The 24,993-nt window shown below is 64.7% G+C and carries 30 protein-coding genes; 19 read left to right on the forward strand and 11 right to left on the reverse strand.

The window, feature by feature from the left end:
- Positions 1-45: 45 nt before the first annotated feature.
- On the reverse strand, positions 46-918 hold the full coding sequence (gene motA / locus VOI18_RS07765; protein ID WP_323761829.1) for a flagellar motor stator protein MotA: 873 nt from the start codon (positions 916-918) through the stop codon (positions 46-48).
- A 188-nt stretch (positions 919-1,106) separates the two neighbouring features.
- Here motA and VOI18_RS07770 point away from each other — a divergent pair, with 188 nt between their 5' ends.
- Positions 1,107-2,381: an MFS transporter gene (locus VOI18_RS07770; RefSeq protein WP_323761830.1), complete on the forward strand. Its 1,275-nt coding sequence runs from the start codon at positions 1,107-1,109 to the stop codon at positions 2,379-2,381.
- 3 nt (positions 2,382-2,384) lie between these two features.
- Here VOI18_RS07770 and VOI18_RS07775 read toward each other — a convergent pair whose 3' ends face one another.
- From VOI18_RS07775 to yghX, 5 genes are all read right to left on the reverse strand, one after another.
- On the reverse strand, positions 2,385-3,593 hold the full coding sequence (locus VOI18_RS07775) for a lytic murein transglycosylase (protein ID WP_323761831.1): 1,209 nt from the start codon (positions 3,591-3,593) through the stop codon (positions 2,385-2,387).
- Positions 3,590-4,402 carry a DUF1194 domain-containing protein gene (locus tag VOI18_RS07780; protein ID WP_323761832.1) on the reverse strand — a complete coding sequence of 271 codons (813 nt, stop codon included), beginning with the start codon at positions 4,400-4,402 and terminating at the stop codon, positions 3,590-3,592. The genes VOI18_RS07775 and VOI18_RS07780 overlap by 4 nt, the downstream gene beginning before the upstream one ends.
- Positions 4,399-5,175 (reverse strand): DUF1194 domain-containing protein, encoded by a 777-nt coding sequence (locus VOI18_RS07785; RefSeq protein WP_323761833.1) that lies wholly within the window; start codon positions 5,173-5,175, stop codon positions 4,399-4,401. Before VOI18_RS07785 ends, VOI18_RS07780 begins: the two co-directional genes overlap by 4 nt.
- Before the next feature lie 74 nt (positions 5,176-5,249).
- On the reverse strand, positions 5,250-6,422 hold the full coding sequence (locus tag VOI18_RS07790) for an iron-containing alcohol dehydrogenase (RefSeq protein ID WP_323761834.1): 1,173 nt from the start codon (positions 6,420-6,422) through the stop codon (positions 5,250-5,252).
- Between the two features lie 21 nt (positions 6,423-6,443).
- Positions 6,444-7,328, reverse strand: coding sequence for a YghX family hydrolase (gene yghX, locus VOI18_RS07795; protein WP_323761835.1), 885 nt, complete (start codon positions 7,326-7,328; stop codon positions 6,444-6,446).
- Positions 7,329-7,505: 177 nt separating this feature from the next.
- Between yghX and ykgO the strand changes: the two genes are divergently transcribed.
- From ykgO to VOI18_RS07840, 9 genes are all read left to right on the forward strand, one after another.
- The gene (gene ykgO / locus VOI18_RS07800; RefSeq protein WP_011644457.1) at positions 7,506-7,631 is read left to right on the forward strand and encodes a type B 50S ribosomal protein L36; all 126 of its coding nucleotides are present in this window, start codon (positions 7,506-7,508) and stop codon (positions 7,629-7,631) included.
- 107 nt (positions 7,632-7,738) lie between these two features.
- The gene (locus VOI18_RS07805; protein WP_323761836.1) at positions 7,739-8,353 is read left to right on the forward strand and encodes an HAD family phosphatase; all 615 of its coding nucleotides are present in this window, start codon (positions 7,739-7,741) and stop codon (positions 8,351-8,353) included.
- Between the two features lie 218 nt (positions 8,354-8,571).
- Positions 8,572-9,753 carry an acyl-CoA dehydrogenase family protein gene (locus VOI18_RS07810; protein WP_323761837.1) on the forward strand — a complete coding sequence of 394 codons (1,182 nt, stop codon included), beginning with the start codon at positions 8,572-8,574 and terminating at the stop codon, positions 9,751-9,753.
- Positions 9,754-9,755: 2 nt separating this feature from the next.
- The gene (locus VOI18_RS07815) at positions 9,756-10,844 is read left to right on the forward strand and encodes an acyl-CoA dehydrogenase (protein WP_323761838.1); all 1,089 of its coding nucleotides are present in this window, start codon (positions 9,756-9,758) and stop codon (positions 10,842-10,844) included.
- Positions 10,845-10,983: 139 nt separating this feature from the next.
- Positions 10,984-11,562: a tetratricopeptide repeat protein gene (locus VOI18_RS07820; RefSeq protein ID WP_323761839.1), complete on the forward strand. Its 579-nt coding sequence runs from the start codon at positions 10,984-10,986 to the stop codon at positions 11,560-11,562.
- A 3-nt stretch (positions 11,563-11,565) separates the two neighbouring features.
- Entirely contained in the window at positions 11,566-12,558 is a 993-nt protein-coding gene (locus VOI18_RS07825; protein ID WP_323761840.1) for an alpha/beta hydrolase, read from the forward strand.
- A 55-nt stretch (positions 12,559-12,613) separates the two neighbouring features.
- Complete coding sequence (locus VOI18_RS07830; RefSeq protein ID WP_323761841.1) at positions 12,614-12,898, forward strand: DUF2312 domain-containing protein; 285 nt, start codon at positions 12,614-12,616, stop codon at positions 12,896-12,898.
- A 26-nt stretch (positions 12,899-12,924) separates the two neighbouring features.
- Complete coding sequence (locus tag VOI18_RS07835) at positions 12,925-13,392, forward strand: hypothetical protein (protein WP_323761842.1); 468 nt, start codon at positions 12,925-12,927, stop codon at positions 13,390-13,392.
- Positions 13,393-13,480: 88 nt separating this feature from the next.
- Complete coding sequence (locus VOI18_RS07840) at positions 13,481-13,912, forward strand: hypothetical protein (protein WP_323761843.1); 432 nt, start codon at positions 13,481-13,483, stop codon at positions 13,910-13,912.
- A 147-nt stretch (positions 13,913-14,059) separates the two neighbouring features.
- On the opposite strand, the gene VOI18_RS07845 is transcribed toward VOI18_RS07840, so the two are convergent.
- Positions 14,060-15,523 (reverse strand): sigma-54 dependent transcriptional regulator, encoded by a 1,464-nt coding sequence (locus tag VOI18_RS07845; protein WP_323761844.1) that lies wholly within the window; start codon positions 15,521-15,523, stop codon positions 14,060-14,062.
- Positions 15,524-15,698: 175 nt separating this feature from the next.
- Here VOI18_RS07845 and VOI18_RS07850 point away from each other — a divergent pair, with 175 nt between their 5' ends.
- Together VOI18_RS07850 and VOI18_RS07855 are read left to right on the forward strand one after the other, a co-directional pair.
- Positions 15,699-16,550, forward strand: coding sequence for a type II CAAX endopeptidase family protein (locus VOI18_RS07850; RefSeq protein WP_323761845.1), 852 nt, complete (start codon positions 15,699-15,701; stop codon positions 16,548-16,550).
- 31 nt (positions 16,551-16,581) lie between these two features.
- Positions 16,582-17,529, forward strand: coding sequence for an alpha/beta hydrolase (locus VOI18_RS07855; protein ID WP_323761846.1), 948 nt, complete (start codon positions 16,582-16,584; stop codon positions 17,527-17,529).
- 29 nt (positions 17,530-17,558) lie between these two features.
- Here VOI18_RS07855 and VOI18_RS07860 read toward each other — a convergent pair whose 3' ends face one another.
- From VOI18_RS07860 to VOI18_RS07875, 4 genes are read right to left on the reverse strand one after another with little or no spacing between them, the layout of a single operon-like run.
- Entirely contained in the window at positions 17,559-17,816 is a 258-nt protein-coding gene (locus VOI18_RS07860) for a hypothetical protein (RefSeq protein ID WP_323761847.1), read from the reverse strand.
- A gap of 50 nt (positions 17,817-17,866) precedes the next feature.
- Positions 17,867-18,469, reverse strand: coding sequence for a response regulator transcription factor (locus VOI18_RS07865; protein ID WP_323761848.1), 603 nt, complete (start codon positions 18,467-18,469; stop codon positions 17,867-17,869).
- A complete protein-coding gene (locus VOI18_RS07870; protein WP_323761849.1) occupies positions 18,462-19,553 on the reverse strand; it encodes a sensor histidine kinase in 1,092 nt (363 codons plus the stop codon). The genes VOI18_RS07865 and VOI18_RS07870 overlap by 8 nt, the downstream gene beginning before the upstream one ends.
- A gap of 14 nt (positions 19,554-19,567) precedes the next feature.
- Entirely contained in the window at positions 19,568-20,140 is a 573-nt protein-coding gene (locus VOI18_RS07875) for a DUF7010 family protein (RefSeq protein ID WP_323761850.1), read from the reverse strand.
- Positions 20,141-20,224: 84 nt separating this feature from the next.
- Between VOI18_RS07875 and VOI18_RS07880 the strand changes: the two genes are divergently transcribed.
- From VOI18_RS07880 to VOI18_RS07910, 7 genes are all read left to right on the forward strand, one after another.
- Entirely contained in the window at positions 20,225-20,629 is a 405-nt protein-coding gene (locus tag VOI18_RS07880) for an aa3-type cytochrome c oxidase subunit IV (RefSeq protein WP_323761851.1), read from the forward strand.
- 128 nt (positions 20,630-20,757) lie between these two features.
- Complete coding sequence (locus VOI18_RS07885; protein ID WP_323761852.1) at positions 20,758-21,888, forward strand: Re/Si-specific NAD(P)(+) transhydrogenase subunit alpha; 1,131 nt, start codon at positions 20,758-20,760, stop codon at positions 21,886-21,888.
- The gene (locus VOI18_RS07890) at positions 21,885-22,430 is read left to right on the forward strand and encodes a hypothetical protein (RefSeq protein ID WP_323761853.1); all 546 of its coding nucleotides are present in this window, start codon (positions 21,885-21,887) and stop codon (positions 22,428-22,430) included. Before VOI18_RS07885 ends, VOI18_RS07890 begins: the two co-directional genes overlap by 4 nt.
- A 2-nt stretch (positions 22,431-22,432) precedes the next feature.
- Positions 22,433-22,771: a proton-translocating transhydrogenase family protein gene (locus tag VOI18_RS07895; protein ID WP_011644478.1), complete on the forward strand. Its 339-nt coding sequence runs from the start codon at positions 22,433-22,435 to the stop codon at positions 22,769-22,771.
- 2 nt (positions 22,772-22,773) lie between these two features.
- The gene (locus VOI18_RS07900; protein WP_323761854.1) at positions 22,774-24,177 is read left to right on the forward strand and encodes an NAD(P)(+) transhydrogenase (Re/Si-specific) subunit beta; all 1,404 of its coding nucleotides are present in this window, start codon (positions 22,774-22,776) and stop codon (positions 24,175-24,177) included.
- A gap of 24 nt (positions 24,178-24,201) precedes the next feature.
- Positions 24,202-24,633 carry a DUF3995 domain-containing protein gene (locus VOI18_RS07905; protein ID WP_323761855.1) on the forward strand — a complete coding sequence of 144 codons (432 nt, stop codon included), beginning with the start codon at positions 24,202-24,204 and terminating at the stop codon, positions 24,631-24,633.
- A gap of 49 nt (positions 24,634-24,682) precedes the next feature.
- The gene (locus tag VOI18_RS07910) at positions 24,683-24,982 is read left to right on the forward strand and encodes a hypothetical protein (protein ID WP_323761856.1); all 300 of its coding nucleotides are present in this window, start codon (positions 24,683-24,685) and stop codon (positions 24,980-24,982) included.
- Positions 24,983-24,993 lie beyond the last annotated feature (11 nt).

Here is a 24,993-nt window from a genome sequence, read left to right on the forward strand (position 1 = left end):
GGTCTTTCGACCCCGCGCCAGGAACCCGGTTGCTGCCTTTTTGGATCAGGCCGCTTCGGCGGGAATTGCGTCCAGTGCGGTCTCCAGCTCCGAGAAGCTGGGCTGCATCTTGGAAGGAACGCCACCGCGGCCGATCTCGACCGAGATCTGGGCGGCATTGCCGTGCAGGTGTGCGACCAGCACATCCTGGATGATCTTGTAGAAGGAATGCTCCTCGTCATAGACGGCCTGCATGTAGGCCGCGAACGGGCCGACAAAGCCGTAGGCGATGAACACGCCGAGGAACGTCCCGACCAGCGCGCCGCCGATATAACCGCCCAGCACGGCGGGCGGGCTTTCGATCGCGCCCATGGTCTTGATGACGCCCAGCACGGCGGCGACGATACCCAGGGCCGGCAGGCCATCTGCCATGGTCTGCATGGCGTGGGCCGGGTCGGCGGCTTCGTGATGGTGCTTTTCCAGCTGTTTTTCCATCGCGTCCTCGACCTGGTGCGGATCTTCCAGGTTCATCGTCATCATGCGCAGCGTGTCGCAGATGAAGTCGACCGCGAAATGGTCCTTCATGATGCGGGGGAAGCGGGTGAAGATGGAGCTCTCTGTGGGGTTTTCGATATGGCTTTCCAGCGCGATCACCCCTTTTGTCTTCATTGTTTTGGTTAGCAAGAACAACAATGACAACAGGTCGGTATAATCCTGCCCCTTCCATTTGGGGCCGGTAAAGACCTTGGAGATGTCCCCCAGCGTCTTGATCACTGTTTTCGGCTTGTTGCCGATCAGGAAAGCACCGACGGCGGCGCCGCCAATCATCATCATCTCGAAGGGCAGGGCCTTCAAAATCACGTCGAAATGACCGCCGGCGAGCGAGAACCCGCCAAACACCATCACGAAAACGACGACTATGCCGATAATCTGAAACATCTACCCGTCCACCACATCTGCCGGGCGGTTGTTCCACCCGATTTGATCGCACTATGGCGGGTTAAGCTTAATGTCCGGTTGAACGGGCGTTAGATGGCTGTTTACCCCGGTGCCACCGCAAATCCGGATGGCCGCCTTTCGGCTTTGGGATTGGACGCTGGGCAGGCACCCGGTCTACATCTGCGGTCATGACACCGTTTTATGATCCGGCCAATCCATCCAGCCAGGCCGAGCGCCGCGGCGCGTTCCGCCTGCTCTTCCTGTGCCTGATGGCGACCGGGATCGGCAACAACATGCTGTTCGCCATTCTGCCGCCCCTGGCGCGCGGGCTGGCGGTGCCGGAATACTGGGTCGGGGCGATCTATACGGTGTCGGCGGTCCTGTTCATGACCATGACCCCGATCTGGGGCGCCCTCTCGGACCGGCGCGGGCGCAAGCCCTTCATCGTGTTCGGCCTGTCGGCTTTCGCCTGCTCGACCCTGATTTTTGCCGGCGCCGCCTGGGCCGGTGAGAGCGGCTGGGTGCCACCGCTGGCGGCGATCTTTGCCATGGCACTGGCCCGCAGCCTGTTCGGCTCGCTTGGGTCGGCGACCAATCCCGCTGCCCAGGCCTATGTCGCCGACCGGACCTCGCCGGCGGAACGCACCGAAGCGCTGGCCGGCCTGACCGCCGCCTTTGGCATGGGGGCCGTCATCGGCCCGACCCTGGCGGCGACCCTGGTCGAGCTGGTCGGCGTACCGGTCTTCATGGTCATCATCTCGGCGACTGTCGCAGCGGGGGCCGTCGCGGTGTGGTTCAAACTGCCCGAACAATCCCCGCCGAAACAGCAAAACCGGCCGATCAACCCGTTCAAGCAATTCGCCTTTGCCGCCGACCCGCGCATCGCCCCCTTTGTCGGTTATGGCTGCGTGACCTGGATCGTCCAGTCGCTGAGCCTGTCGACCCTGGCCTTCTTCATCATGGATTCGCTGGGTCTGGACGAGGCCGAGGGCCTGCAGATGTCGGCCATTGCCCTCGCCGCCGGCGCCGGTGCCCTGATTGTCGCGCAATTGGTGGTGATCCCGGCCATGAAGGCCAGTGCCCGGGTGCTGATGTCGATGGGTGCGGTGATCACGATTGCCGGTTTCGGCCTGATGATCATCGCGCCGAATTATGCCGGCATTGTCACCGCCTACATCCTGATCAGCTTCGCCTTCGGCCTGTCACGCTCGGGCTTTGTCGGCGGCGCCTCAATTGCCGTGGAGCCGGAAGAACAGGGCCGCGTCGCCGGGCTGACGACCGCGACCGCCGGCCTCGGCTTCATCATCGGCCCGGTCGGCGGCCTGTTCATGTACAACCAGCTCGGTCATCTGGTGCCCTACTACGTGGCGGTGGTTCTGAGCATCCTCGCGGCAATCATCGCCTGGTATCATCCGGGCATCCGTCGCGCGGTCGAGGTGGTTGAGGTCGAACCCGAGGTCTGAGCGCTAGTCCGCAGCCGCAGCGAGCACGGCGTCATACATCGCTCGTCCCAGATAGCCATCCGCGATCAGGTCATTCGCCCGCTGGAAACCCCGCAAGGCTGCCCGCGTGTTCGGACCGGCCAACCCGTCCGGCGTTCCGCTGTCAAATCCAAGCCCGTTGAGCGCCGCCTGTACTTCGCGCGTCTGGCTGCGGGTCAGCGGCGGATTGTCCTCCGGCCATGGCCCGACCAGGGCCGGGTCACCCGCGATGCGGTCAGCCAGGTGGGCGACACCGATCGCGTAGGAGGTGGAGTTGTTATAGCGCTTGATGACCCGGAAATTGGGAAATGTCAGGAAACCCGGCGCCTGGCCACCGGCCGGGAGTTCCAGCCGCGCCGCGCGCATCAGATCATCGGCCTGCCACTCGCCACTCGCCGGCCTCAGGCCGCGCATGGCCCACTCGCTGACCAGGCGCGATTGGTCGGGATCCCAGGCGGCAAAATCGAAATCATCCGGCACGCGGACCTCACGGATCGCCGGCTCACCCTCACGCCATCCGGCGCGGGACAACAGATTGGCCGCCGAGGCGAGCGCGTCGGCGGGATTGGCCCAGATATCGCGACGTCCGTCGCCATCCCAGTCATGCGCCCGCTCCAGATAGGTGGTCGGGATGAATTGCATCTGACCCATCGCGCCAGCCCAGGAACCGGTGAGCTGTTCCCGCGTCGCGTAACCGGACTCCAGCATCTCGGCGACGGCGATCAGTTGCGCCTCGGCCCAGTCGCGGCGACGGCCTTCCCAGGCCAGGGTCGCCAGCGCCTGGACGATGTCATTATTGCCCGGGATCGCGCCGTAGGAGCTCTCGAGCCCCCAGATCGCGATCAGGATTTCCGCACGCACGCCGAAATGGGCTGCGACCGCGTCGACATCATCGCGGTTCTCCGAGAACGCGTCGCGGCCGTTGCGGATGCGCAGGTCGGAGGCGGCGATATCAAGATAGGACCAGAGCGGGCGCACGAATTCCGGCTGGCTGCGATCACGTTCGATGATGCGCATTTCCGGCTGCAGTCCGTCGAGCATCGCGGCGGCGGTTGTTTCTTCGGCGCCTGACGCGATCAACCGGTCGCGAAACCCGCTGCGCCAGTCGGCGAAAGTCTCGCCCTCGGGCTGGGCCGCGGCATCAGCCGCGATCAGGGAAAAACTGGCGGCCAGTACAAGCAGTCGACGGATCATCCATTCCTCACGAGCACAGCCGGCTCGAGGACACGGAGAGGGTCGAGCCCGGCAATTTCGATAATAAGCTTGCGCCGCAGCGCGTCCACGAAATCATCATGCTCATTGCTGGGCGAAATAAAGGCGCCCGGCCCGGCTATGACCTGATTTTCGAAATAAGCGCTGACATCGATCGAGACCGATGGCCGGAACGGGTGCTGACGGCCCCCGGCGATCGGCAGGCCATTGACCGTGACCTGGGCCGCCTCCGCCCGATCACGAGCCACGTTGAGGCTCGGCCCGGCGTTCTGGGGACCGTCTCCAGAGATATCGATCACCTGGCGCACGCCCTCGAAGGCATTCTCTTCCATCAGGGTCAGCGAGCTGTCGATGGCGGCGCCGATCGCGGTCCGGCGACCGGAGATGAACGGCGCGGTGGCGAGCGTCGCGGCAAAGATCTGGGCGTCTTCCTCGGTCTCGATCACCGTCCAGGGAGCGACGACCCGCTGGAAGTCGGCGTCCGCCCATTCCAGATAGACCACCGCGATGCGACCATAGCCGCCACTCTGGATGGCCGAGATGATATCCGGGTCCGCGAGCGCCGCCACATGTCCCTCGCGCTGACGGCGGGCCTCGGCCTCGTCGATGGAAGACGAGACATCGACCGCCAGGACCAGTTCAAGGTCGACACGTTCGCGCCCGTCTTCGGTGTATTCATGCGGCCGCGGCTCGGGTGCCCAAGCGCTCGGGTCAGCGCGACCCGGCACAGTCGCAGCGCCCAGAAGAAGCGCCAGAACGGCGACACCCACCCCTGTCCGAGCCGGATTCACGGTGCCCGTCCGGTCTGCAGGTCGTATGCCGGATCAATCTCGCCCGGCGACGGCAGGGCTCCGGCAATCTCGATGATCAGCTTGCGCAGGATGGCCTCCCGGAACTCCGCCTCGGTGCGGGCCGGCAGCACGAAGGCGCCGGGCCCGGTGATCACATTGTCCCGGAAATAGGCATCCAGATTCACCTCTACCGGCCTGACCCATCGGCCCTGACCGGCGGAAATCACAGGCAGTCCATTGACCACCACCTGGGCGGTGTCGGCCAGGACGCGCGCCTGCGCCAGCGGCAGACCCTGGTTTTGCGGGCCGTCTCCGGAGATATCGACGATCAGGCGCGGGGCCGTGTATTCATTGGTCTCGATGCGATTGACGGCGTCCGCCAGCGCGGCGCCGATCGCCGTATAATGTCCCCGCTCCAGTGGCGCGGCAGCGACCCGGGACGCGAAAGCCAGCGCGTCTTCTTCCGACGCGATCACGGTCCAGTCGGCCGCCGCGCGCTGGAAGCCGCTGTCAGCCCACTCGACATAGGTCACGGCGATACGGCCCAGCGGCCCGCCCTGGATCGACCGGATCACGTCTTCCGAGGCCAGGGCAGCAACATAGCCTTCGCGCTGTCGCTGTGCCTCTTCCTCGTCAACGGAATAGGAAATGTCGACCGCCAGCACCAACTCGACATCGACCTCGATCGAACCGGCCTGATACGCCATTGCGGCGGACGCCGTCACGAAAAAGGCCGCCAAAGTGGCGGCGCATGTCTTACCCAAGCCTGTCATGGCGCGCACACTATGGAGCGGGCCAGCCATGGGCAACTTTCGATGTTGTAACGCGTGAGGTTGCCTGTCGGGTGTTACCGCCAAACCTCATCATACAGGTCGATGATCTCGTCCACGGTCGGAATGCGGGGATTGTTGGCGGGCGAACCGGACGCCAGCGCCTGCTCGGCCATCAATGGTCGCAACTGCCGCCAGCGCGCCGGGTCGATGCCGAATCCGGAGGGTGTCGGCACGCCCAGCTCCGAGTTGAGCCGCCGCAACTCGTCCAGCAAGGCCTCATTGGCCGGATCATCACCGGCGCGATCGTCGACCAGCCCCATCGCCCGGGCGCAATCCGCATAACGCCGCGGCGCCGCCGGAATTGACCAGGCCGTCACCGCGGGCAGGAGCATGGCGTTCGACAGGCCGTGGGGCACATGGAAAAAGGCCCCGATCGGACGGCTCATCCCATGCACAAGCGCGACCGAGGCATTGGAAAAGGCAATGCCTCCAAAGCACGCGCCGACCAGCAAGGCCTCCCGGGCCGCCGCGTCCTGGCCATCGTGGAATGCCCGCCTCAGATTGGGCGCGATCAGGCGCATCGCGGCCAGCGCCTGCTGATCGGAGAAGGGCGAGGCCTTGCGGCTGACATAGGCCTCGATGGCATGGGTCAGCGCGTCAATGCCGGTATCGGCCGTCACGCGCGGCGGCAGCGACACCGTCAGATCCGGATCCAGGATCGCCGCGACCGGCATGAAGGCGAGACCCATGCACAGCATCTTTTCGTCATTGTCGGGATCGGTGATGACCGTGACCCGGGTGGCCTCGGAACCGGTGCCGGCAGTGGTCGGGATGGCGATGACCGGCAGGCCCGGCTCGTCGACAATCCGAGGCACCTTGTAGTCGCGCATGCGACCACCGTGCGGACCAAGGACGGCCAGCGCCTTGGCAGTATCGATCGCACTGCCACCGCCCAGGGCGACCAGCCCGTCAAAAGGCGCACCGTCGACGCCGGCGTTCAGGATGGCTTCGGCGGCGATGACGGATGTCTCTGTGGGTTCCGGTTCGGTGTCGGCAAACAGGCCAAAAGGGCTGTCCGCGGCGACCAATGCCGCTTCGAGGCGCGTCACATAGCCCAGCGAGACCATGGTCGGGTCGGTCACGATCAGCGGTCGCGTCACGCCGCAAAGGGCCAGCAACTGGCCAATCTCGCCCAACGCTCCGGAGCCGGTGCGGATCAGGCGGGGCAGGACGAGGGAATGCGGCATGACAGCTCCGGTGGATCGCTATCAGCCGATATGGCGGCTGAACCAGTCGAGGGTGCGCGACCACGCCAGGGTCGCCGCTGCGTCATCGTATCGGGGCGTGGTGTCGTTGTGAAAGCCGTGATTCACCGCCGGGTAGACATGCGCCTCGAACGTCTTGCCGGCCGCCTCGAGCGCCGCCTCGTAAGCCGGCCAGCCCGCATTGATACGGTCATCATTGCCGGCATAGTGGAGTTGCAAGGGCGCTTCGATGGCCGGGACATCCTCGACCGACGCCTGTCGACCGTAATAGGGGACCGAACAGGCCATTTCCGGATAGGCCACGGCCAGCGCGTTGCAGACGCTTCCGCCGTAGCAGAAACCGACGGCACCGACCCGGCCGGTCGAAAGCGGATGGGAGACTAGGTGCTCGTATCCGGCGAAGAAGTCGGCCAGCAGACGCTGTTGATCGAGTTGGCGCTGCAGCACGCGACCGTCATCATCATTGCCGGGATAGCCGCCCAGCGATGTCAGACCGTCCGGCCCCAGCGCCAGATAGCCGGCCTTGGCGCAGCGCCGGACGACATCCTCGATATACGGATTGAGACCGCGATTCTCATGCACAACGAGAACAGCGCCATAAGGGCCTGCGCCGCGCGGACTGGCCACAAGCCCCTCGACCTCGCCATGGCCGTCGGGGGAGGCATAGCGAATGCGGGCGGTGACGATCTCCGGATCGTCGGGCGCGACCTGTTGGGCGAGCGCATAGTCAGGTTGCAACGCTTCGAACGCGGCCGCGGCGCTGACGCCAACGATCGTGAAACGAGCGGCCCGGCTGAGGAATTCGCGCTTGCTCATCTGTCCATGTACATAGCCATCGAACAGGTCGAGAAGACGTGGATCGAAGTCGGCGGCGGTCTTGCGGGCCATATCGCGCCCTCCATTGTCTGGCCGATAAGACTAGGGCATCCCTGTTCAACGGCAATCGCGCGGCTGGCCGGGCTGTACGTGATGCGGAAATCGCGCACCCGCCACGTTGACAGGCCGCCCATGCTCCAGTATTTCCCGCGCTCCGTTGAATTACGCTTGTAACGCGAAGGCCATACGATGAAAGTCCGTAGCTCGATCAAATCGCTGAAAAACCGCCACCGCGATTGCCAGGTCGTGAAGCGCCGTGGCCGCGTTTACGTGATCAACAAGACTGACCCGCGCTTCAAAGCGCGCGCCGGCTAGTCGACGCGTCGGCAGCGCCTGCCAGCAGGCGCGCCCGCTTTTCAGCTTTTACGCCGCTTGCCCCGTGCATCGACCAGGTGCGCGGGTTTTGCGTTGGGGAGATGGCCATGACGACGAAAGCCGTTCTGTGGGATCTCGGCAATGTCCTGTTGGACTGGTCCCCCGCCTATCTCTACTCGAAGCTGTTCGCCACCGACGCCGAGTGCAGCCATTTCCTCGAAAATGTCTGCACCATGGACTGGCATGCCGCCCATGATCGCGGTGTGCCGATGGCAGAGAACCGGATCGCCCTGATCGAGGCCCACCCGCATCTGGAAGATGCGATTCGCGCCTGGGAGACCGGGTTCGAGCAAATGCTGCGCGGCGCTGTGGACGGCACGCCGCAGGTCATGGACGCGCTCGCCGCCCAGGGCGTTCCGCAGTACGCCCTGACCAACCTGCCGGCTGAATGGGTCGAACCGGTCAAACAGCTCTACCCGCAAATGGCCCACATGCGAGACGTCATCGTCTCGGCCCATGAAGGCGTGATCAAGCCCGATCCGGAAATCTTCCGGATCACCCAGGCGCGCCTGCCGTTTGCCCCGGCCGACATTCTGTTCTTCGACGACCGCCAGGCCAATGTGGACGCCGCCCGGGCGCACGGCTTCGACGCCGAGCTGTTCACCGGCAAGGCCGCCCTCCATTCGGCACTGGATCGCCGCGGCCTCCTCGTCTCTGCCTGACCCTGCCCGCTGGACGGACCCGGACGCCCGGCCTTCCCCATAGGTCAACCGATCCTGCGCCGCAGCGCCGCACCAAATGTTGCAGGTGCGCACTATTCATGTCGGCAGGTTTTGACTTACATACATACCCAGTCATCGAAAGCGGACAGCTCCGGCACAAGACCGGGCCCCGCCTTCGGCACGAAGACGGTTGATACAAGGGCGCGAGGAGAGACGAGATGGATCTGAATTTCACCCCCGAGGAAGAGGCCTTCCGGCAGGAAGTCCGGGCATTCCTCAAGGACAAGCTGTCCGAGGCGCTGGCCACCAAGGTGCGCAATGGTCGCGATCTGGACAAGGCTGACCTGGAGCACTGGCACGCCACGCTGAACAGCCAAGGCTGGCTGGCGCCGGGCTGGCCCGTCGAGCATGGCGGCACGACCTGGGATTCGGTGCACATGCATATCTTCGAAGAGGAATGCGCCCGCGCCAACGCACCGCGCACGGTGCCCTTCGGCCTGGGCATGCTGGGCCCGGTCCTGATCAAGTTCGGCACCGAGGAGCAAAAGGCGACGATCCTGCCGCGCATCCTGTCCGGCGAAGACTGGTGGTGCCAGGGCTATTCCGAGCCGGGCGCCGGCTCCGACCTCGCCAGCCTGAAGACCCGCGCCATCCGCGATGGCGACGACTACATCATCAATGGCCAGAAGACCTGGACCACGCTCGGCCAGTTCGCCAACAAGATCTTCTGCCTGGTGCGCACCTCGACCGAAGGCAAGCGCCAGGAGGGGATCTCCTTCATCCTCGTCGATCTCGACACGCCGGGCATCGAAATGCGCCCGATCAAGCTGATCGAGGGCGGTTTCGAGGTGAATGAGGTCTTCTTCACCGATGTCCGCGTCCCGGCCTCCAACCTGGTCGGTGAAGAGAATATGGGCTGGACCATCGCCAAGTATCTGCTCGGCCATGAGCGCACCAATATCGCTGGTGTCGGCGCGTCCAGCGAGGCGCTGAGCCAGCTCAAGGCGCTGGCCCGAAAGGTGAAGCGCAAGGGCAAGCCGCTCGCCCAGGATCCGATATTTGCGGCCAAGGTGGCCGAGGTCGAGATCGACCTGGAAGCCATGCGGATGACCAATCTGCGCATGCTGTCAGGCGTCGCTGATGCCCAGGGCTCTGTGTCCTCGATGCTGAAGATCAAGGGCACGGTGATCCGCCAGGCGATCAATGACCTGTCGCGCCGCGCGCTGGGCGCCCTGGCGGCCCCCTTCCCGTCTGAAGACGTGATCGGCAATTACGCCATCGCCCCGACGGAGGCGGCGTCCAACGCGGCCAATTATTTCAACAATCGCAAACTTTCGATCTTTGGCGGGTCGAACGAGATCCAGCGCAACATCATCGCCAAAGAAACCTTCGGAGCCTGATCATGGATTTCACGCCGACTGAAGATCGCCGCATGATCGGTGAGAGCCTGCGTCGCTATCTGGCCGAGCAGTATCCGATCGAGCATCGCAACAAGGTCGCCTATGACGGCGACTTCCACGATCCTGCCAAATGGTCCGAGCTGGCCGAGCTGGGCATTCTGGGCGCGCTTGTCACCGAAGCGGATGGCGGGTTTGGTGGTGCCGGTTTTGACATCACGACCGTGTTCGAGGAAATGGGGCGCGCCATCTGTCCGGAACCGATGCTGGGCAATCTCATGGCGCTGCGCCTCTATGCAGCCCATGGCGAAGCCGGGCGCATCGAAGCCATTGTCGCGGGCACGCAAAAAGCGGCCTTCGCCTTCGACGAGAGTGAGGCCTTTGGCGACCTGGACGAGATCGCTGTCACCGCTGACGGGGAGACGCTGACCGGCCGAAAGACGGTTGTTTATGGTGGCAACAGCGCTGACTTCATCCTCGTTGCCGCCAGGTCGGCCGGCGGATCGCTGGGCCTTTACGAGGTCGCGGCCGGTGACGCCGAAGTCCTGCCCTATGCGATGATTGACGGGGCCGGAGCCGCCGAGGTCATTCTCGACAAGACCAAGGCGCGCTGCCTCGCAGACGATGCCCGAGCGCCCATCGAAGCCGCGCTGGACGCCGGTCGTGTCGCCTTGTGCGCCGAAGCGGTCGGCGCCATGGACGTCCTCAAGGCGATGACCAAGGACTACCTCATGCAGCGCCAGCAATTCGGTCGCCCGATTGCCCTCTTCCAGGCCCTGCAGCACCGCCTGGTCGACTTTTCCATCGAGATCGAACAGGCCCGCTCGATCACCATCCATGCCGCCGCCAAGCTCGATTCCGACGATACGAGGGCCCGCGCCCTGGCCACGGCGCAGGCGAAGAACCTGATCGGCCGTGCCGGCAAGCTGGTCGCCGAGGAGGCCGTGCAGATGCATGGCGGCATCGGCATGACCTGGGAATATGCCGGCTCGCATTATGCCAAGCGCCTGATCATGATCGATCACCAGCTGGGCGATACGGAAGACCAGCTGCGGACGGCGATGAGCCTGTCCGATATTTCCGAGCCGGCCTGATCGGCAACCTGACGTCCAGCCTGACGGGTCGGTCCGCAGATCGACCCGTCGGCGACAGGCTCGTCCGGCGGGCTTAAATCTCGTCCATTTTGTGGGCGCGCCATCTGGACGCGGCCGGGTGGCCGTCTATGTTTCCCTGATGACCCTGCTTTTCCTCTCCGGCCTTCTCCTGCTGACGGGCGCGCAAGACGCACCGCCTGCCGATGTGCAACTGGCACCGCAGGTCGAATTCCAGACTCCTGAGGAACGCCTCGCCGAACGGCTGGACGCGCTCGCCAGCGCCGGGCCGCGCGAAGCGCCTCAATTGATTGATGAAATCCACGCATTGTGGGCCCACTCCGGCAGCGACACGGTCTCCTTGCTGATGGATCGTGGTCGCACGGCGGAACAAGCCGACAGCGCCGCGATCGCGGCCCGCATGTATGATCATGTCACCCAGCTCGCCCCGGACTTCGCGGAAGGTTGGCTGGCGGCCGGCCGCATGGCTGCCCAGGCGGAAGACTGGGCCTATGCACTGGAAACACTCAACACTGCGCTGACCCTGGAGCCGCGTCGCTACGACGCCTATCTGACCATCGCCCGTCTTCTCGAGCGCGCCAACGAGCTGGATGCCGCGCTGGAAGCCTACCAGGACGCGCTGGAGATCTTCCCGGCCCACCCCGGTGCCATCGAGGCGCGCGACCGTTTGCTCGCCCTGCAGGCAGGCCGGGCACTCTAGCCGGTGCCGCCATTTCTCCCGATCCTTGGTATCGCCGCCGTCATCTTGCTTGGGCTGGTCGGCCTGGCGGCGTGGCAGGCGCGGCGTGCCGTGACCCGGATCGAGACCCGTTTCCCGCCGAGGGCGGAATTCATCACGGTTGACGGCACCCGCCTTCATGTCCGCCAGACTGGGCCTGCCACCGGCCCCGCCATTCTGGTCCTGCACGGGGCGGCGTCAAACCTGGAAGAGCCCCATCTTGCCCTGTCCGGAGCCCTGGCCGACGAACGTGTCATCTGGCTGGACCGTCCGGGACTCGGGTGGAGCGACCGCCCGGCCGGTGACTGGAACCCGGAGCGCGAGGCGACATTGATCGCCAGGTTGCTCGACACGCTGGCAACCGGACCTGTCACGGTGATCGGGCACTCCTGGGGCGGCGCCATCACCTTGCGCCTGGCAATGGATCACCCCGGGCATGTCGCCGGGATCGTGCTGGTTGCCCCGGCGCTGTCTGCCTGGATCGGGGATGCGGCCTGGTTCAACGCCGCCAGCTTCTGGCCGGTGCTGGGGCCGCTCATCACCCGGCTGATTGTCCCCCTGACCGGCGAAGGACAGGCGGGCAGCGGCGCGGCAAGGGCCTTTCATCCCGAACCCATGCCCGACGGCTATGTCGATGCTTCGGCCCTCCCCCTGCTGCTGCGCCCCGGCAACTGGCAGGCCAATTCAATCGACATGAAACAGGTCAACCTCCACCTCGAAACGCAGGAAGACCGCTACGAAGACATATCCCAGCCAACCGTGATCCTGGCCGGCCGGGCCGACACGGTCCTGTGGTCTCACCGTCATGGTGGCATGGTGGCGCAACGCATGCCGCGTGCCACCATGCGCTGGATCCCGGGAGCCGGACACAATCTGCACCACCATCATCCCGCCACCGTGCTCGAGGCGGTGATCGATGTGCGGAGTCAGGTCGCACAAACCGCACCAAATGCGGCAATGACTGGCCCCGCCGCTTGAGGCTGACCGAGGCTGGAACTAGTCTCCCGCTCCGTCCACCTGAAAGGCTTCCCCCATGGCATTCATTGACCCCGCGAACGAGACCCACAGCGACCAGTCCGACGCCATCGGCGGCGCGGCGCGCGAGCAGCTGAAAGCCTTCGTGGCCCGGATCGAGCGGCTCGAGGAAGACAAGGCCAATGTCATGGCCGACATGAAGGAAGTCTACGCCGAGGCGAAATCCTCCGGCTATGACACCAAGATCCTCCGCAAGGTGATCGCACTGCGCAAGATCGACCGCCATGAGCGCCAGGAAGCCGAAGCGCTGCTGGAATTGTATCTCGGTGCCGTCGAAGGCTAGACTGACAGCCTCAACCGGAGGCTCGCTTGGTTCGCAAGATCGACGAGAAGAAGACACGACGCGCCCTGCGACGGCTCGAGCGGGCCCGCAAGGCCGCCGTGGATTCCGGTATAGAGACCCCCGAGCTGTCGGAATGGGAGGGCGAGTTTCTCGGTTCCCTGGAAGAACGCCTGGAGAAATTCGGCTCGGCCTTCAACGATCCCGACAAGGGCAATACGGACGACGCCCTGTCGGCCCGCCAAGCCCTCAAGCTGCGCGAGATCGAGAACAAGGCCAAGGGCAAGGCGCGCAAGCCGATGTCGCGCGGCAACGGGTTCAAGCGCAAGGCCGGCAGCCCGGCACCGCGCAGTCGCGACATCCATGACGACCTCGACATTCCACCGGAAGCGTCGACGGGTCCACGCCCGCCAGCCGGGAACCGCCGCCCGGCGCCGGAAACCTTGCGGGCCGGATTCCGCGTGATCCCCGGCGGCGGCGGCGCGTCCGACGATTAGCATTTCGTTCAGGGTTAACCCCGCTTCCGCGCGCGTGGCATCGCTGGCGCGGCTATCCTGAGTTTCTGATTAGAACAGGATGGACGCGATGTTTCAGGACGTAGAACTGTTTGACCATCACGAGCAGGCCCTCTTCGAGGCCCTTGCCACCGCTTCCCGCGACGGACTCGCCACCGCGTCGGGGCAGGCCGCCTTCGCGGACGGAATGGCCGCTCTGGACCGTCTGGTCGACGAGCGCGAAGCACGTCTCTACTCGCCGCTCGCAGCCGACCCGCTGACCCGTGACTTCGTCACCCGGCTGGACGGCCAGATCCACGGACTGGCCAGCCGGATCGACATCCTGCGCCTGCATATCGAGCTGGGGCTGATGGCCGAGAATGACTCGGACACAGATCTCGACGCATCCCTGAACCGGCTGGTGCGACAGTTGCGGGCCCGCTTCCGCCGCGAGGCGTCGCTGCTGCCGGTCTATACCGGCTGGCTTGACCGAACCGCCAACGCGCTCGCCGTGGCGGGGTGAAGCCCGGCGGGCAGGACCTGTCCGCCAACGCGGCTCCCCATCCATCTGACATGAAAACGGGCCGGCGCGCATGGCAGCGCCGGCCCGTTCCGTCCCCCGCCCCGCAGGGCAGGCCTCCTCCCGTGGCGGGGAGGCTTTTTGGTGTGATCAGCCGGCGGCGCGGACGCCGTCCACATCCAGCTCGTATTCACGAACCTTGCGGTAGAGCGTCGAACGGCCGACGCCGAGACGCCGTGCCACTTCACTCATCCGACCGGCATAGGTCTCGATCGCGAACTCGATCAGATCGCGCTCGATGTCCTCGAGCGAGCGCAGATGTCCGCCCTCGTCCATGATGTCGACCGGTCCCAGATCGTCGGCAGCCGTGCTGTCGCCAGCGGCGACTGCCTGAGCGACCCCGGCCAGAGCCCCGGTATCCGGCATTTCCCCGATTTGCGGCGTGAGGCCGGAAATCTGCGGGAAATCTTCCGGCTTCAGAAGGTCATCGTCGGACAGGACGACCGCGCGGAAGACCGCGTTTTCCAGCTGGCGGACATTGCCCGGCCAGTCATAGGTCGCAAGCAAGGCATGCGTTTCCGGAGCAGCGTCCTGGATCGACTTGTTTTCCTGGGCGTTGAAACGACCGATGAAATGGCGGACCAAAGCCGGAATGTCGTCCTTGCGGGAACGCAGCGACGGCACCTCGATCGGAAACACGTTGAGGCGATAGAACAGGTCTTCACGGAATGCTCCGGTCGCGACCTGCTCGGCGAGATCACGATTGGTTGCCGAGATGATGCGGACATTGACCTTCACCGGGCGCTTGCCGCCGACCGGGTCGACCTCGCCCTCCTGGAGGGCACGCAGCAGCTTGACCTGCATGTCGAGTGGCAGCTCGCCGATCTCGTCCAGGAACAGGGTACCGCCATCGGCCTCCTGGAACTTGCCCATATGCTTGCCGACAGCACCGGTGAAGGCACCCTTCTCGTGACCGAACAGGGTCGATTCAACGAGATTTTCCGGGATCGCACCACAGTTCACGGCAACGAAGGGACCACCGGCGCGCTTGGACGCGGCCATGATCGATCCGGCCACCAGCTCCTTGCCGACGCCACTTTCGCCCGTAATCAGGATCGGAATATCGGATTGTGCGGCGCGTTCACCCAGACGCACCACCTGACGCATGGTTGCCGCCCCGGCGATCATGTCGGCAAAGCCCAGCGTGCCTTCCGCCTTGCGGCTGAGACGCTTTACCTCACCCGACAGGTTTTGCACCTTGAGGGCGTTGCGGATCGACACCGTGATGCGTTCCGGACTGGCCGGCTTGACGAAGAAATCGACCGCCCCGGCGCGCATCGCGGCCACAACCGTCTCGATACCCCCGCTGGCCGTCAGGACAATGACGGGGAGGTCCGGCTGTTTGCGTTTGACCGCTTCCAGCGTTTCCATCCCGTCCATGCCCGGCATGATCAGGTCCAGCAACATGACATCCACCCCGGGTGATGCCACACGCTCGAGCGCTGCCTCGCCGCTCTCCGCGGTCTCGGCCCGATACCCCTGCTTCTCGATCACCGCCTGAAGGAGGCGGCGTTGCGTCGGATCGTCATCCACGATCAGAACTGATTTCACCATCACCCACGCCTTTTCGGTCGCCTTGTTATTTCGCCGGACCTTGTGGCCTCACCACCCTTTCGAGCGGGGCGTCTATGCGAACCGTTATGGGACACTTGTCTAAATTTGACGTTTAAGAGACGGCAACGAGCGGTTAAGCATAAGGTTCAAGACCTGCTTAACGTTCGGAACGGGAGTGGCATTCGCCAACGACATGGCTGTCTCGCAAGGATCACAAACCCGCTGGCCATTTGCGCGCCATGACGTCTTCGCCGGCCTGGCGGAGCCGCATCGCATGCGGGTCATCCGCTCGCTACCGGGCATGATTGTCTGGCCGGCCCTGATGTTTGTCCTGATCATCCTCGCGCAACTGGCGACGGTCATCGGCTGGGCCATGGCTGGCGGGCCGGCCACCGGGCTGAGCGAAGGCAGTGCGATTTTTCTTGGCAACATCATCGGGTATTCCGGACTGGCCCTGGTCATGTGGATGTGGATGAAGCGCTACGAGGCGCACCGGCCGGTATTCAGCCTGTTTCCGCTTCGCATCACCGATTTCGTCGCGGCCGCGCTGGTCATCGTCTTCATGGTGCTGATCGCCAGCCCGCTGACTCTCAGCTTCCACGAATTCGCCATGAGCAATCCCGACATGACCCTGTCCGGCGGCGCCTCACGTGATGACCTGTCCAATGTCGATGATTTCGCAGGTGCCGGAGCCAGTGTGTGGCTGGTCATCGGCCTGACCCTGATTGCCGCTCCGGTGGTCGAGGAAATCCTGTTCCGCGGCTGGATGCTGCCAATGATGATGGCGCGGGGTGTCCCGGCCATTTTCGCCATCATCATTTCGGCCCTGGCCTTCGGCCTGGTTCATATCACCCAGGGGCTGCTGGTCATGACATCGACCTTCTTCCTGGCGCTGGCACTGGGCGCGGCCCGGGTCTGGACCGGACGACTGGCGGCCCCCATCCTGGGACATGTCGCCAATAATGCATGGGCCGTATTCGCCGTTCCCTACCTGATCTCGCTCGCTCCGGCGACCGGCGGCAATTGACGGCGCCGCCCCCCGGGGCTAGCGCTAGTTGATGAGCCAAAAAGCCGCGTCCTCCCCCCGCCCGCCTGCCCCGCTTGTCCAGTTCAAGGGTGACCGTCCGCCGTCACCCGACTGGTTTGTCAAAGCCCTCGCCGTGCCCACCGACACCGGCACGGTGATCGTCGAGGACGCGACCATTTGCTGGAAGGCGTGGGGGACACGCGGCGCACCCGGACTGATCCTTGTTCATGGCGGCGTCGCCCACAAGGACTGGTGGGACAGTATCGCCCCCTTCCTCGCTGAAACCCGCCGGGTCATCGCGCTGGACCTTTCAGGCATGGGTGACAGCGACCATCGCGACCGCTACCGCATGGAAACCTACGCACTGGAAGTTCTCGCTGCAGGCGAGGACGGCGGTGCGTTCGAGGCGGGCAAGCCCTTCGTCGTCGGACATTCCTTCGGCGGCTTCGTGTCGCTGGCGACGGCCATGGAACATGGCGAACGCCTCGCGGGCATCGCGGTTCTCGACAGCCCGATCCGGCCCAGCGAGAAGCAGCGCCGCTCCTCGCCGCCATCACGCGGCGGCATGATCTACAATTCCTTCGACGCCGCGCTGGCGCGCTTCCGCCTGCTGCCGGAGCAGGGCTGTGACAATGCCTTCCTGCTTGACCACATTGCCCGCCAATCGCTGAAGCCCGTCACGCGTCCGGACGGCACACCGGGCTGGACCTGGAAATTCGATCCAAAGCTCTGGGACAAGCTGGACTATAACCGCCCGCCACCGGCCGATATCGTCGGCGCGCTTAAGACCCGCATCGCGTTGTTCCGCGGGGCCAATTCACGCCTGGTCACGGATGAGGTCTGGGCTTTCATGCGCGAGACGTTCGGACCGGACACAACAATGGTCTCCATCCCGCAGGCCGAACATCATCTCATCCTCGACCAGCCGATCGCTGTTGCGGCAGCGCTGGAAGTCCTGACCGGTCCGGGCTGGAACTGAGCGACGAGGGCGACCGTTCCTAACGGGCTTCAGTGCTCGGGGTGGCGACGGATTTCCCGCGCCACGTCATCGGGAAGCTCGTCCGGCGGCGGTGTGGTTGCCTTGCGGAAGCCGGAGACCACGGCCGCAATCACCACGAGGGCGATCCAGACGCCGGCGACCTTCAGTCCGGTCGGCCACAGATGGTCGAACTCGACCGCACCGAAATTGAGATATTCCCGCCCGGCCAGACCGACAAACACAAGCAGGGCAAGGGCGCCCGACCAAAGGGCAAAGGGTATGCGCATGCGACGCTCCGGACTGGTTGCAGCCAGACCACCCTAGGACAGCCGGTTGTCTACAACCACCCCTTTTGTCGGGCGATGCGGGCCGCCTCGATGCGATTCGTCGCGCCCAGCTTGCCGATCGCGCTGTGCAGATAATTGCGCACCGTACCGCGGGCCAGACCCGACGCCTCGGCAATGGCGCCGCTCTCCAGACCGGCTTCGGCCAGACGCAACAGGCGGCGCTCGGCATCGCTGAGCGGGTCCGCCTCGTCCCACGCACGCGCCGCCAGTTCCGGCGCGATCACCCGCTCGCCGGCCGCGATGCGACGGATTGCGCCCGCCAGGTCGGCAGACGGTCCGTCCTTGAGCACAAATCCGGCCACGCCTGCCTCCATCGCCCGGCGCAGATAGCCGGGCCGGTCGAAGGTGGTGACAATCAGCACCCGGGTCCCGGACTCCTCGCGACGCAACAGGGCCGCCAGCTCGAGACCTGTCATGTCCGGCATTTCGATGTCGGTGAGCAGGATGTCGGGCTGGTGCTGCCGGACCAGCGTGTGCGCCTCGCGGCCATTGCCGGCGAGCCCGACCACGGCGATGTCGGTTTCCAGACCCAGCAGGGTCGACAGCGCGTCACGCAACAGCGTCTGGTCCTCGGCGATCACGACTTCAATCATGGCGACCTCCCGGCCAGGGCAATGAGGCTGTGAGACAGGTCCCCGACCCGAACGGACCCGTCCCGACACGCAAGGTACCGTCCAGGGCTGCCAGACGCGCATCAAGACCGGACAGGCCGCCGCCGGCCGGGTCAGCGCCGCCCACGCCATCGTCGACAATATCGAGACAGGCCGACGCGCCGTCACGGCGGAATGCCAGCGACACCGAACGAGCTTCGGCGTGCCGCAATATGTTGGTGACAGCCTCGCGAACGGCCATCGCCAGAGCCGTCGAGGCGTCGGGCGACAGCGCGGCGGCTTCGTCCGCACCGGTCATCCGGGCTGTGACACCGGCATCACGCAATCGCTGGACGGCATCGGCGAGTGCGTCGGCCAGAGACCGGCCCCGCAGCCCGATCACCGCCTCGCGAACTTCCGCGAGGGCATCCCGGGAGATGACCTGGATCGCCTGCAACTCGGCGCGCGCCCGGTCGCGGTCCTGCTCGAGGAGTCTTTCGGCGATTTCGGCCTTCAGGGTCACCACCGACAGCGTGTGACCGAGCAGGTCGTGCAGGTCCCGGGCAATGCGCTGGCGCTCGGCTTCGGCCGCCGCATGAGCCGCGCGGGCCTGGGTCCGGTCGGCCTGTTCGGCCTGGCGCTCATTGCGGGCGGCGATGGCCGAGCCACCCGCCGCCATCGCCGTCAGCCCCGCAAATCCGAGCGCCATCAACGGGGTCGGGGCAAACATGACCATCGCGACGACACCGGACCCGGTAACAGCGGCGAGCGCGAGCCAGACCGGCAGGCTGAAAGGCAACCGGCCCAGCATGGCCGCGGCAAAGACCAGATAGACGCCGCCGCCCGGGGAGTGAGGCAGCAGCGCCAGGCCGAGACCCGCCGCAGCCAGCGCGGCGGGGTAGATCGTCCAGTCCAGCCGCCGCATGGCCAAGATATAGACCGCGATGAAGCCGGCCATCGCCACCAGGGAGACCGCAGCCTCGACCGGCCCGGGTGGTGCGTAAAACCACCCGAAAAAGAACATGCCCAGATAGAGGAGGTGGATCCAGGGCCGGTTCGGCGATGTCAGCTCGCGCAGGGAAATCACGGTCGTCACCTTCCTCAGGCCGGCATCGCCAGCATGCGGCGGAAGCGGTTCGACTCCCAAGAAAGCCCGGCTGCTGCCAGAAGGTAAAGCCCGCTGACCACCATCGGGATGGCGACCAGGCTGATCTCGGGCAGGCCGAAGAAGATCGCCGTAACCGCCGCGACCCTTACAATGGCGTGGATGAGGCAAACCCGGCTGGCATAACCCCAACCAATGATCGGCCAGTGCAGCGCCATGCCTATGGCAAGCGTCAGCGGTGCCGCCTGGGGGGCCGTCCAGATGACGATCATGTGGACAGGCCAGAGCAGATTGATGGCGACGATGGCGGCGGTCGTGACCCCCGACAAGGGAGATTTGGCCTTCATGAAGGGGGACTTGAACAGACCTTGCAGGAGAACGCCGAGCGGGAAAATGGCACCGGAGAACATGGCCGCCGTATAGGCCCATTGGGTCGGCTCCATGTAGAGGCCCGCAATGGCGAGGCCGGCCCAGTAGACAGCACCCGCGATGGGCAGCGACACGCCGCCGCCGGCGGCCGCGCTGTAGCGGCGGCGTTCGTTGAGAAACTCGGTGGAAAGATCGGTCATGCCGTGGCTCCTTGCCTGTCTTGTCTGCCAACACATTCGCTCGGGCCTGGCGGACGCGGCAGTAGCAGGCGTCACCGATCGGACATGACAGGTGTCACCTGCGGCATATGGCGCTGGCATCTTGGCGGAACATTCAACGCGTGCTATCCGCTCAAAATCCAAATTGACGGAGGCACGCAACCGATGGCGTCTGATTATGTTCGCGGCGAAATGGACATCGCCCACCAGAAATCCACGTTCGGCGGTTTCATCGCGGTCACCGTCTGGGGCAGCCTGCTGACCGTTGTCAGCGTGCTGTTCCTTACCCTGGCCTTTGCTGTCGGCATCGACTGGCTGGTTTCACTGATCGCCACCGCGATTGTCGGCGGCGTGCTTGGCTACGCGCTGGGCATGAAGACGTCCTGGTATGTCACCCTGGGCGGACTTTTTGTCTTCAGCCTTGTCTGCGGCGGCCTCGTACAACTGTTCGGTATGGCGTTCGGCGGCTGATTTCCACGCCGCGACTTCGCACTGCACAATTCTTGCCGACTTCGGTCTAGAAATTTCCTGCGGGGGCCTTCCCCTCACGGGAGAATTCGCGCATCCTCGCCGCATCGAGCCATGAGCGGCGGGACGAAATGCGAATTGCCATTCTGAAAGAACGACATGCGGGCGAAACCCGCGTGGCTGCCACCCCTGAAACCGTCAAGAAATTCGTGGCCGCCGGCCATGAAGTCGCCATCGAAAAGGGCGCGGGTCTGACCGCTGCCGTCACCGATGACGCCTTCACCGACGCAGGTGCGAAAATCGGCACTGCGGCGGCCACCCTCAAGGGCGCCGACGCGCTCTTCGCTGTGCGCAGCCCCGACGAGGCGACGCTGGCCAAGCTGAAGGGCGTGCTGCTGGTCTCCCATCTCAGCCCGCACGGCAATACCAAGATGGCGGAAGGCCTGGCCAAGGGCGGGATCGACGCGCTGGCCATGGAATTCGTGCCGCGCATCACCCGCGCGCAAGCCATGGACGCGCTATCCTCGCAGGCCAACCTCGCCGGTTATCGCGCCGTGATCGAAGGCGCCGAACTCTATGGCCGCGCCTTCCCGATGATGATGACCGCCGCCGGCACGGTCGCGCCGGCCAAGTCCTTCGTGATGGGCGTCGGGGTCGCCGGCCTGCAAGCGATCGCCACCGCGCGCCGCCTCGGTGCCATCGTCACCGCCACCGATGTCCGTCCGGCGGTGAAGGAACAGGTCGCGTCGCTGGGTGCGAAATTCATCGCCGTTGAGGATGACGAGTTCAAACAGGCTGAAACCGCTGGCGGCTATGCCAAACAGATGTCGCCGGAATACCAGGCCAAGCAGGCCGAGCTGGTGGCCAGCCATATCGCCAAGCAGGACATCGTCATCACCACGGCCCTGATCCCCGGCCGCCCGGCTCCGACCCTGGTCACCAAGGCCATGGTCGAGAGCATGAAGCCCGGCTCGGTGATCATCGATCTCGCCGCGCCCAATGGCGGCAATTGCGAACTGACCAAGGTGGATGAAGTCGTCGAGCACAAGGGCGTCAAGATCGCCGGCTATGGCAATCTTGCCGGCCGCCTCGCCGCCGACGCCTCGGCGCTCTACGCCAAGAATCTCGCCAACCTCCTGCCGCTCCTCGTCAATGAGGAAGGCGGCCTCGCCCCGCACTGGGATGATGAAGTCATCCAGGGCATGGCGCTGACCAAGGATGGCGAAGTCATCCATCCGAGCCTGGTGAAGGAAAGCGCGTGATACCCAAGGCCACCCCCCAAGCGACAGTTGCAATTATCAGCGCATTGCTCACGGTCTTTGCGCTGGGGTTTAGCTTGTTGGGGTTGATTGACGGCCTGACATCAAACCAGCGAAACATGGTGGATTCCGACCGCACCACAATTGAGGTGCTTGATCGGTTGATCGCTCTTCATGACGCGCAGCAACGCGACATAGAGCACCTTCGCGAAATCATACTTGCCGCGGAACCGGATGACTTAGCCTCTGCACGCTTTCTCGAAGCCGCACAATTAACCGAGTCCCTCGACGCTAGGCTCAACATCATCGAAAATACCTTGGGTAGCGACCTCGAGCGCGCGCTGTCCGTCCCCCTACTACGTAGCGACCTGCTCGCTCTCGAAGCGAGTTTAGCCGCCACGGCGAGCCACGCGAATGATCGTATCAATCAAAACTTTCAAGCAACGCTTCAAGCGTGGGGCTTTAATGCAATGCTGGCAGTCGCATTGATAGCTGCCATCGTCGCTCAATTTTTCCAACGCAGACAAAGCTCCAGGGAGTCCTGATCATGGAAGCCGTTGATCCCGTCATCTTCCGCCTGGCAATTTTCGTCCTGGCGGTCTTCGTGGGCTATTACGTCGTCTGGTCGGTGACCCCGGCCCTGCACACGCCGCTGATGGCCGTTACCAATGCCATTTCCTCGGTCATCATCGTGGGAGCGCTGCTGGCCGCCACGGCGACCGCGACCGGTGGCGGTGATGCTGCAGCGACGGCCGAGGCCGCCGGCGGTGCCGGCTTCTCGCGCGGGCTGGGCTTTGTCGCCATCATCCTCGCCAGCGTGAACATATTCGGCGGTTTCCTGGTCACCCAGCGCATGCTCGCCATGTACAAGAAGAAGGAGCGCTAGGCATGTCCGCGAATCTTGCAGCCCTTCTCTACCTGGTCTCGGGCATCCTCTTCATCTTCGCCCTGCGCGGACTGTCGAACCCGGAAACCGCGCGCCGCGGCAACCAGTTCGGCATGGCCGGCATGGCGATTGCCATTGTCACCACCCTTCTGGCCGTCAATCTGGACGGGGCCTCGATCGCCCTGATCATTGGCGGGGTCATGATCGGTGGCGGGATCGGGGCGATCATCGCCCGCCGCATACCGATGACCGCCATGCCGCAGCTGGTCGCCGCCTTCCACTCGCTGGTGGGTCTGGCCGCCGTGCTGGTCGCTGCCGCGGCGCTGTTTGCCCCGGAAGCCTTCCACATTGCCGACGCCATGGGCGGGCTGAAACCACTCTCCCTGTTCGAGCTGTCGGTCGGCTCGGCCATCGGTGCCATCACCTTCTCCGGCTCGGTGATCGCCTTTGCCAAGCTGAACGGCAACATGTCCGGCGCGCCGATCCTGCTGCCCGCCCGTCACCTGATCAATATCGCCATTGGTGCCTTCATCGTCATCATGGTGGCCTTCCTGATGGCTTCGGGCGGTGACGCCAAGACTGCCTTCTGGCTGATCACCCTGGCCGCCTTCGTGCTCGGCGTGACCCTGATCATCCCGATCGGCGGCGCCGACATGCCGGTCGTGGTGTCGATGCTGAACTCCTATTCCGGCTGGGCCGCGGCCGCGCTCGGCTTCACGCTGGAGAACACCGCCCTGCTGGTCACCGGTGCGCTGGTCGGCTCGTCCGGGGCGATCCTGTCCTACATCATGTGCAAGGGCATGAACCGCTCCTTCATCTCGGTCATCCTGGGCGGCTTCGGCGAGAGCGGCGACGCCGCGGCTGCCGCCGGTCCGCAAGGCAATGCCAAGCAAGGCTCGGCCGAGGATGCCGCCTTCGTGATGAAAAACGCCGGCAAGGTCATCATCGTGCCGGGCTACGGAATGGCCGTCGCCCAGGCCCAGCACGCGCTGCGCGAGATGGGCGATGCACTGAAAGCCGAAGGCGTCGACGTCGCCTATGCCATCCACCCGGTCGCCGGACGGATGCCCGGCCACATGAATGTCCTGCTGGCCGAAGCCAATGTCCCCTATGACGAGGTGTTCGAGCTGGAAGACATCAATTCCGACTTCTCGAACGCCGACGTGGCCTTCGTGATCGGTGCCAATGACGTCACCAATCCGGCGGCCGAGGACGATCCCGGCTCGCCGATCTACGGCATGCCCGTCCTGCAGGTGTGGAAGGCACGCACTGTCTTCTTCATCAAGCGGTCCCTGGGTTCCGGCTATGCCGGCGTCGAGAACCCGCTCTTCTTCCGCGACAACACGATGATGCTGCTGGGCGATGCAAAGAAGATGACGGAGAGCATTTTGAAGGCGCTGGACTAGGGTCGACTGCAGGTGCTGTCGATAGTGAGACCGTTTACCGTCGGTGCCGCCACCACCCTCGCCTTGGTCGCCCTTGCCTTGCTCCATGCCTACTGGGCGTTTGGCGGGCTATGGCCGGCGCAGTCCGAGCCCGCTCTCGTCAACACGGTGGTCGGTATAACGCATGCCCAGACCATGCCGCCACGCCTGATCACGCTCGCGGTCGCCGCTGCCCTGTTCACCGCCGGCGGCCTGGCGTTCGCGCGAGGCATCCTGGGGTGGCAGGCGGTCATACTGGTCCGCCTGCCTCTTGCCGGCCTCGCCATCCTCTTTGCGATACGGGGCGTGATGGCTTACCTGCCCGGTCCGCTCGCCAATGCGACCGAGCCCTTCGCCCAGCTGAACCTGTACGTCTACTCGCCCGGCATCCTGCTACTTGCCGTCGCCTTTGCCTATCTGGCGACAAGTCGGCGCTGATCATCCGGCGGTCAGCCAGGGTTCATCGCGGACAGGGCAGGCTGTGCCCATGCTCGCCGAACTCACCCTCTCGCTCGCAACCAGCCTGAGCGGCCCCGTCTCCGAAGACTGCACCTTCAACGGCATCCCGCTGCACGGACGTGTCGAGATCGTGGAGAGTTTTCCGGATATCCGCGTTCAGCTCGTCACCAGCTTCCCCGACCTCAAGGTCAAGCGCGTCACATCCTTCCCGGATGCCTGCGGGACATGGGAATTCGTCAACAGCTTCCCGGATTTCACCATTCAGTTCGTGACCAGCTTCCCGGACATCAAAATCGAATATGTGACGAGTTTTCCCGGGATGCCGTGAGGGGATAGGCC

This window comes from Maricaulis sp., assembly GCF_034670125.1.
Taxonomy (GTDB): Bacteria; Pseudomonadota; Alphaproteobacteria; order Caulobacterales; family Maricaulaceae; genus Maricaulis.

Coding starts and splice junctions, on each gene's coding strand:
- VOI18_RS07875 (WP_323761850.1), bottom strand. CDS start 20,140: ATGACCGATCTTTCCACCGAGTTTCTCAACGAACGCCGCCGCTACAGC.
- VOI18_RS07805 (WP_323761836.1), top strand. CDS start 7,739: ATGACGACGAAAGCCGTTCTGTGGGATCTCGGCAATGTCCTGTTGGAC.
- VOI18_RS07785 (WP_323761833.1), bottom strand. CDS start 5,175: ATGACAGGCTTGGGTAAGACATGCGCCGCCACTTTGGCGGCCTTTTTC.
- VOI18_RS07770 (WP_323761830.1), top strand. CDS start 1,107: ATGACACCGTTTTATGATCCGGCCAATCCATCCAGCCAGGCCGAGCGC.
- yghX (WP_323761835.1), bottom strand. CDS start 7,328: ATGGCCCGCAAGACCGCCGCCGACTTCGATCCACGTCTTCTCGACCTG.
- VOI18_RS07885 (WP_323761852.1), top strand. CDS start 20,758: ATGCGAATTGCCATTCTGAAAGAACGACATGCGGGCGAAACCCGCGTG.
- VOI18_RS07775 (WP_323761831.1), bottom strand. CDS start 3,593: ATGATCCGTCGACTGCTTGTACTGGCCGCCAGTTTTTCCCTGATCGCG.
- VOI18_RS07815 (WP_323761838.1), top strand. CDS start 9,756: ATGGATTTCACGCCGACTGAAGATCGCCGCATGATCGGTGAGAGCCTG.
- VOI18_RS07840 (WP_323761843.1), top strand. CDS start 13,481: ATGTTTCAGGACGTAGAACTGTTTGACCATCACGAGCAGGCCCTCTTC.
- VOI18_RS07910 (WP_323761856.1), top strand. CDS start 24,683: ATGCTCGCCGAACTCACCCTCTCGCTCGCAACCAGCCTGAGCGGCCCC.
- VOI18_RS07860 (WP_323761847.1), bottom strand. CDS start 17,816: ATGCGCATACCCTTTGCCCTTTGGTCGGGCGCCCTTGCCCTGCTTGTG.
- VOI18_RS07830 (WP_323761841.1), top strand. CDS start 12,614: ATGGCATTCATTGACCCCGCGAACGAGACCCACAGCGACCAGTCCGAC.
- VOI18_RS07845 (WP_323761844.1), bottom strand. CDS start 15,523: ATGGTGAAATCAGTTCTGATCGTGGATGACGATCCGACGCAACGCCGC.
- VOI18_RS07820 (WP_323761839.1), top strand. CDS start 10,984: ATGACCCTGCTTTTCCTCTCCGGCCTTCTCCTGCTGACGGGCGCGCAA.
- motA (WP_323761829.1), bottom strand. CDS start 918: ATGTTTCAGATTATCGGCATAGTCGTCGTTTTCGTGATGGTGTTTGGC.
- VOI18_RS07895 (WP_011644478.1), top strand. CDS start 22,433: ATGGAAGCCGTTGATCCCGTCATCTTCCGCCTGGCAATTTTCGTCCTG.
- VOI18_RS07880 (WP_323761851.1), top strand. CDS start 20,225: ATGACAGGTGTCACCTGCGGCATATGGCGCTGGCATCTTGGCGGAACA.
- VOI18_RS07855 (WP_323761846.1), top strand. CDS start 16,582: ATGAGCCAAAAAGCCGCGTCCTCCCCCCGCCCGCCTGCCCCGCTTGTC.
- VOI18_RS07865 (WP_323761848.1), bottom strand. CDS start 18,469: ATGATTGAAGTCGTGATCGCCGAGGACCAGACGCTGTTGCGTGACGCG.
- VOI18_RS07790 (WP_323761834.1), bottom strand. CDS start 6,422: ATGCCGCATTCCCTCGTCCTGCCCCGCCTGATCCGCACCGGCTCCGGA.
- ykgO (WP_011644457.1), top strand. CDS start 7,506: ATGAAAGTCCGTAGCTCGATCAAATCGCTGAAAAACCGCCACCGCGAT.
- VOI18_RS07810 (WP_323761837.1), top strand. CDS start 8,572: ATGGATCTGAATTTCACCCCCGAGGAAGAGGCCTTCCGGCAGGAAGTC.
- VOI18_RS07900 (WP_323761854.1), top strand. CDS start 22,774: ATGTCCGCGAATCTTGCAGCCCTTCTCTACCTGGTCTCGGGCATCCTC.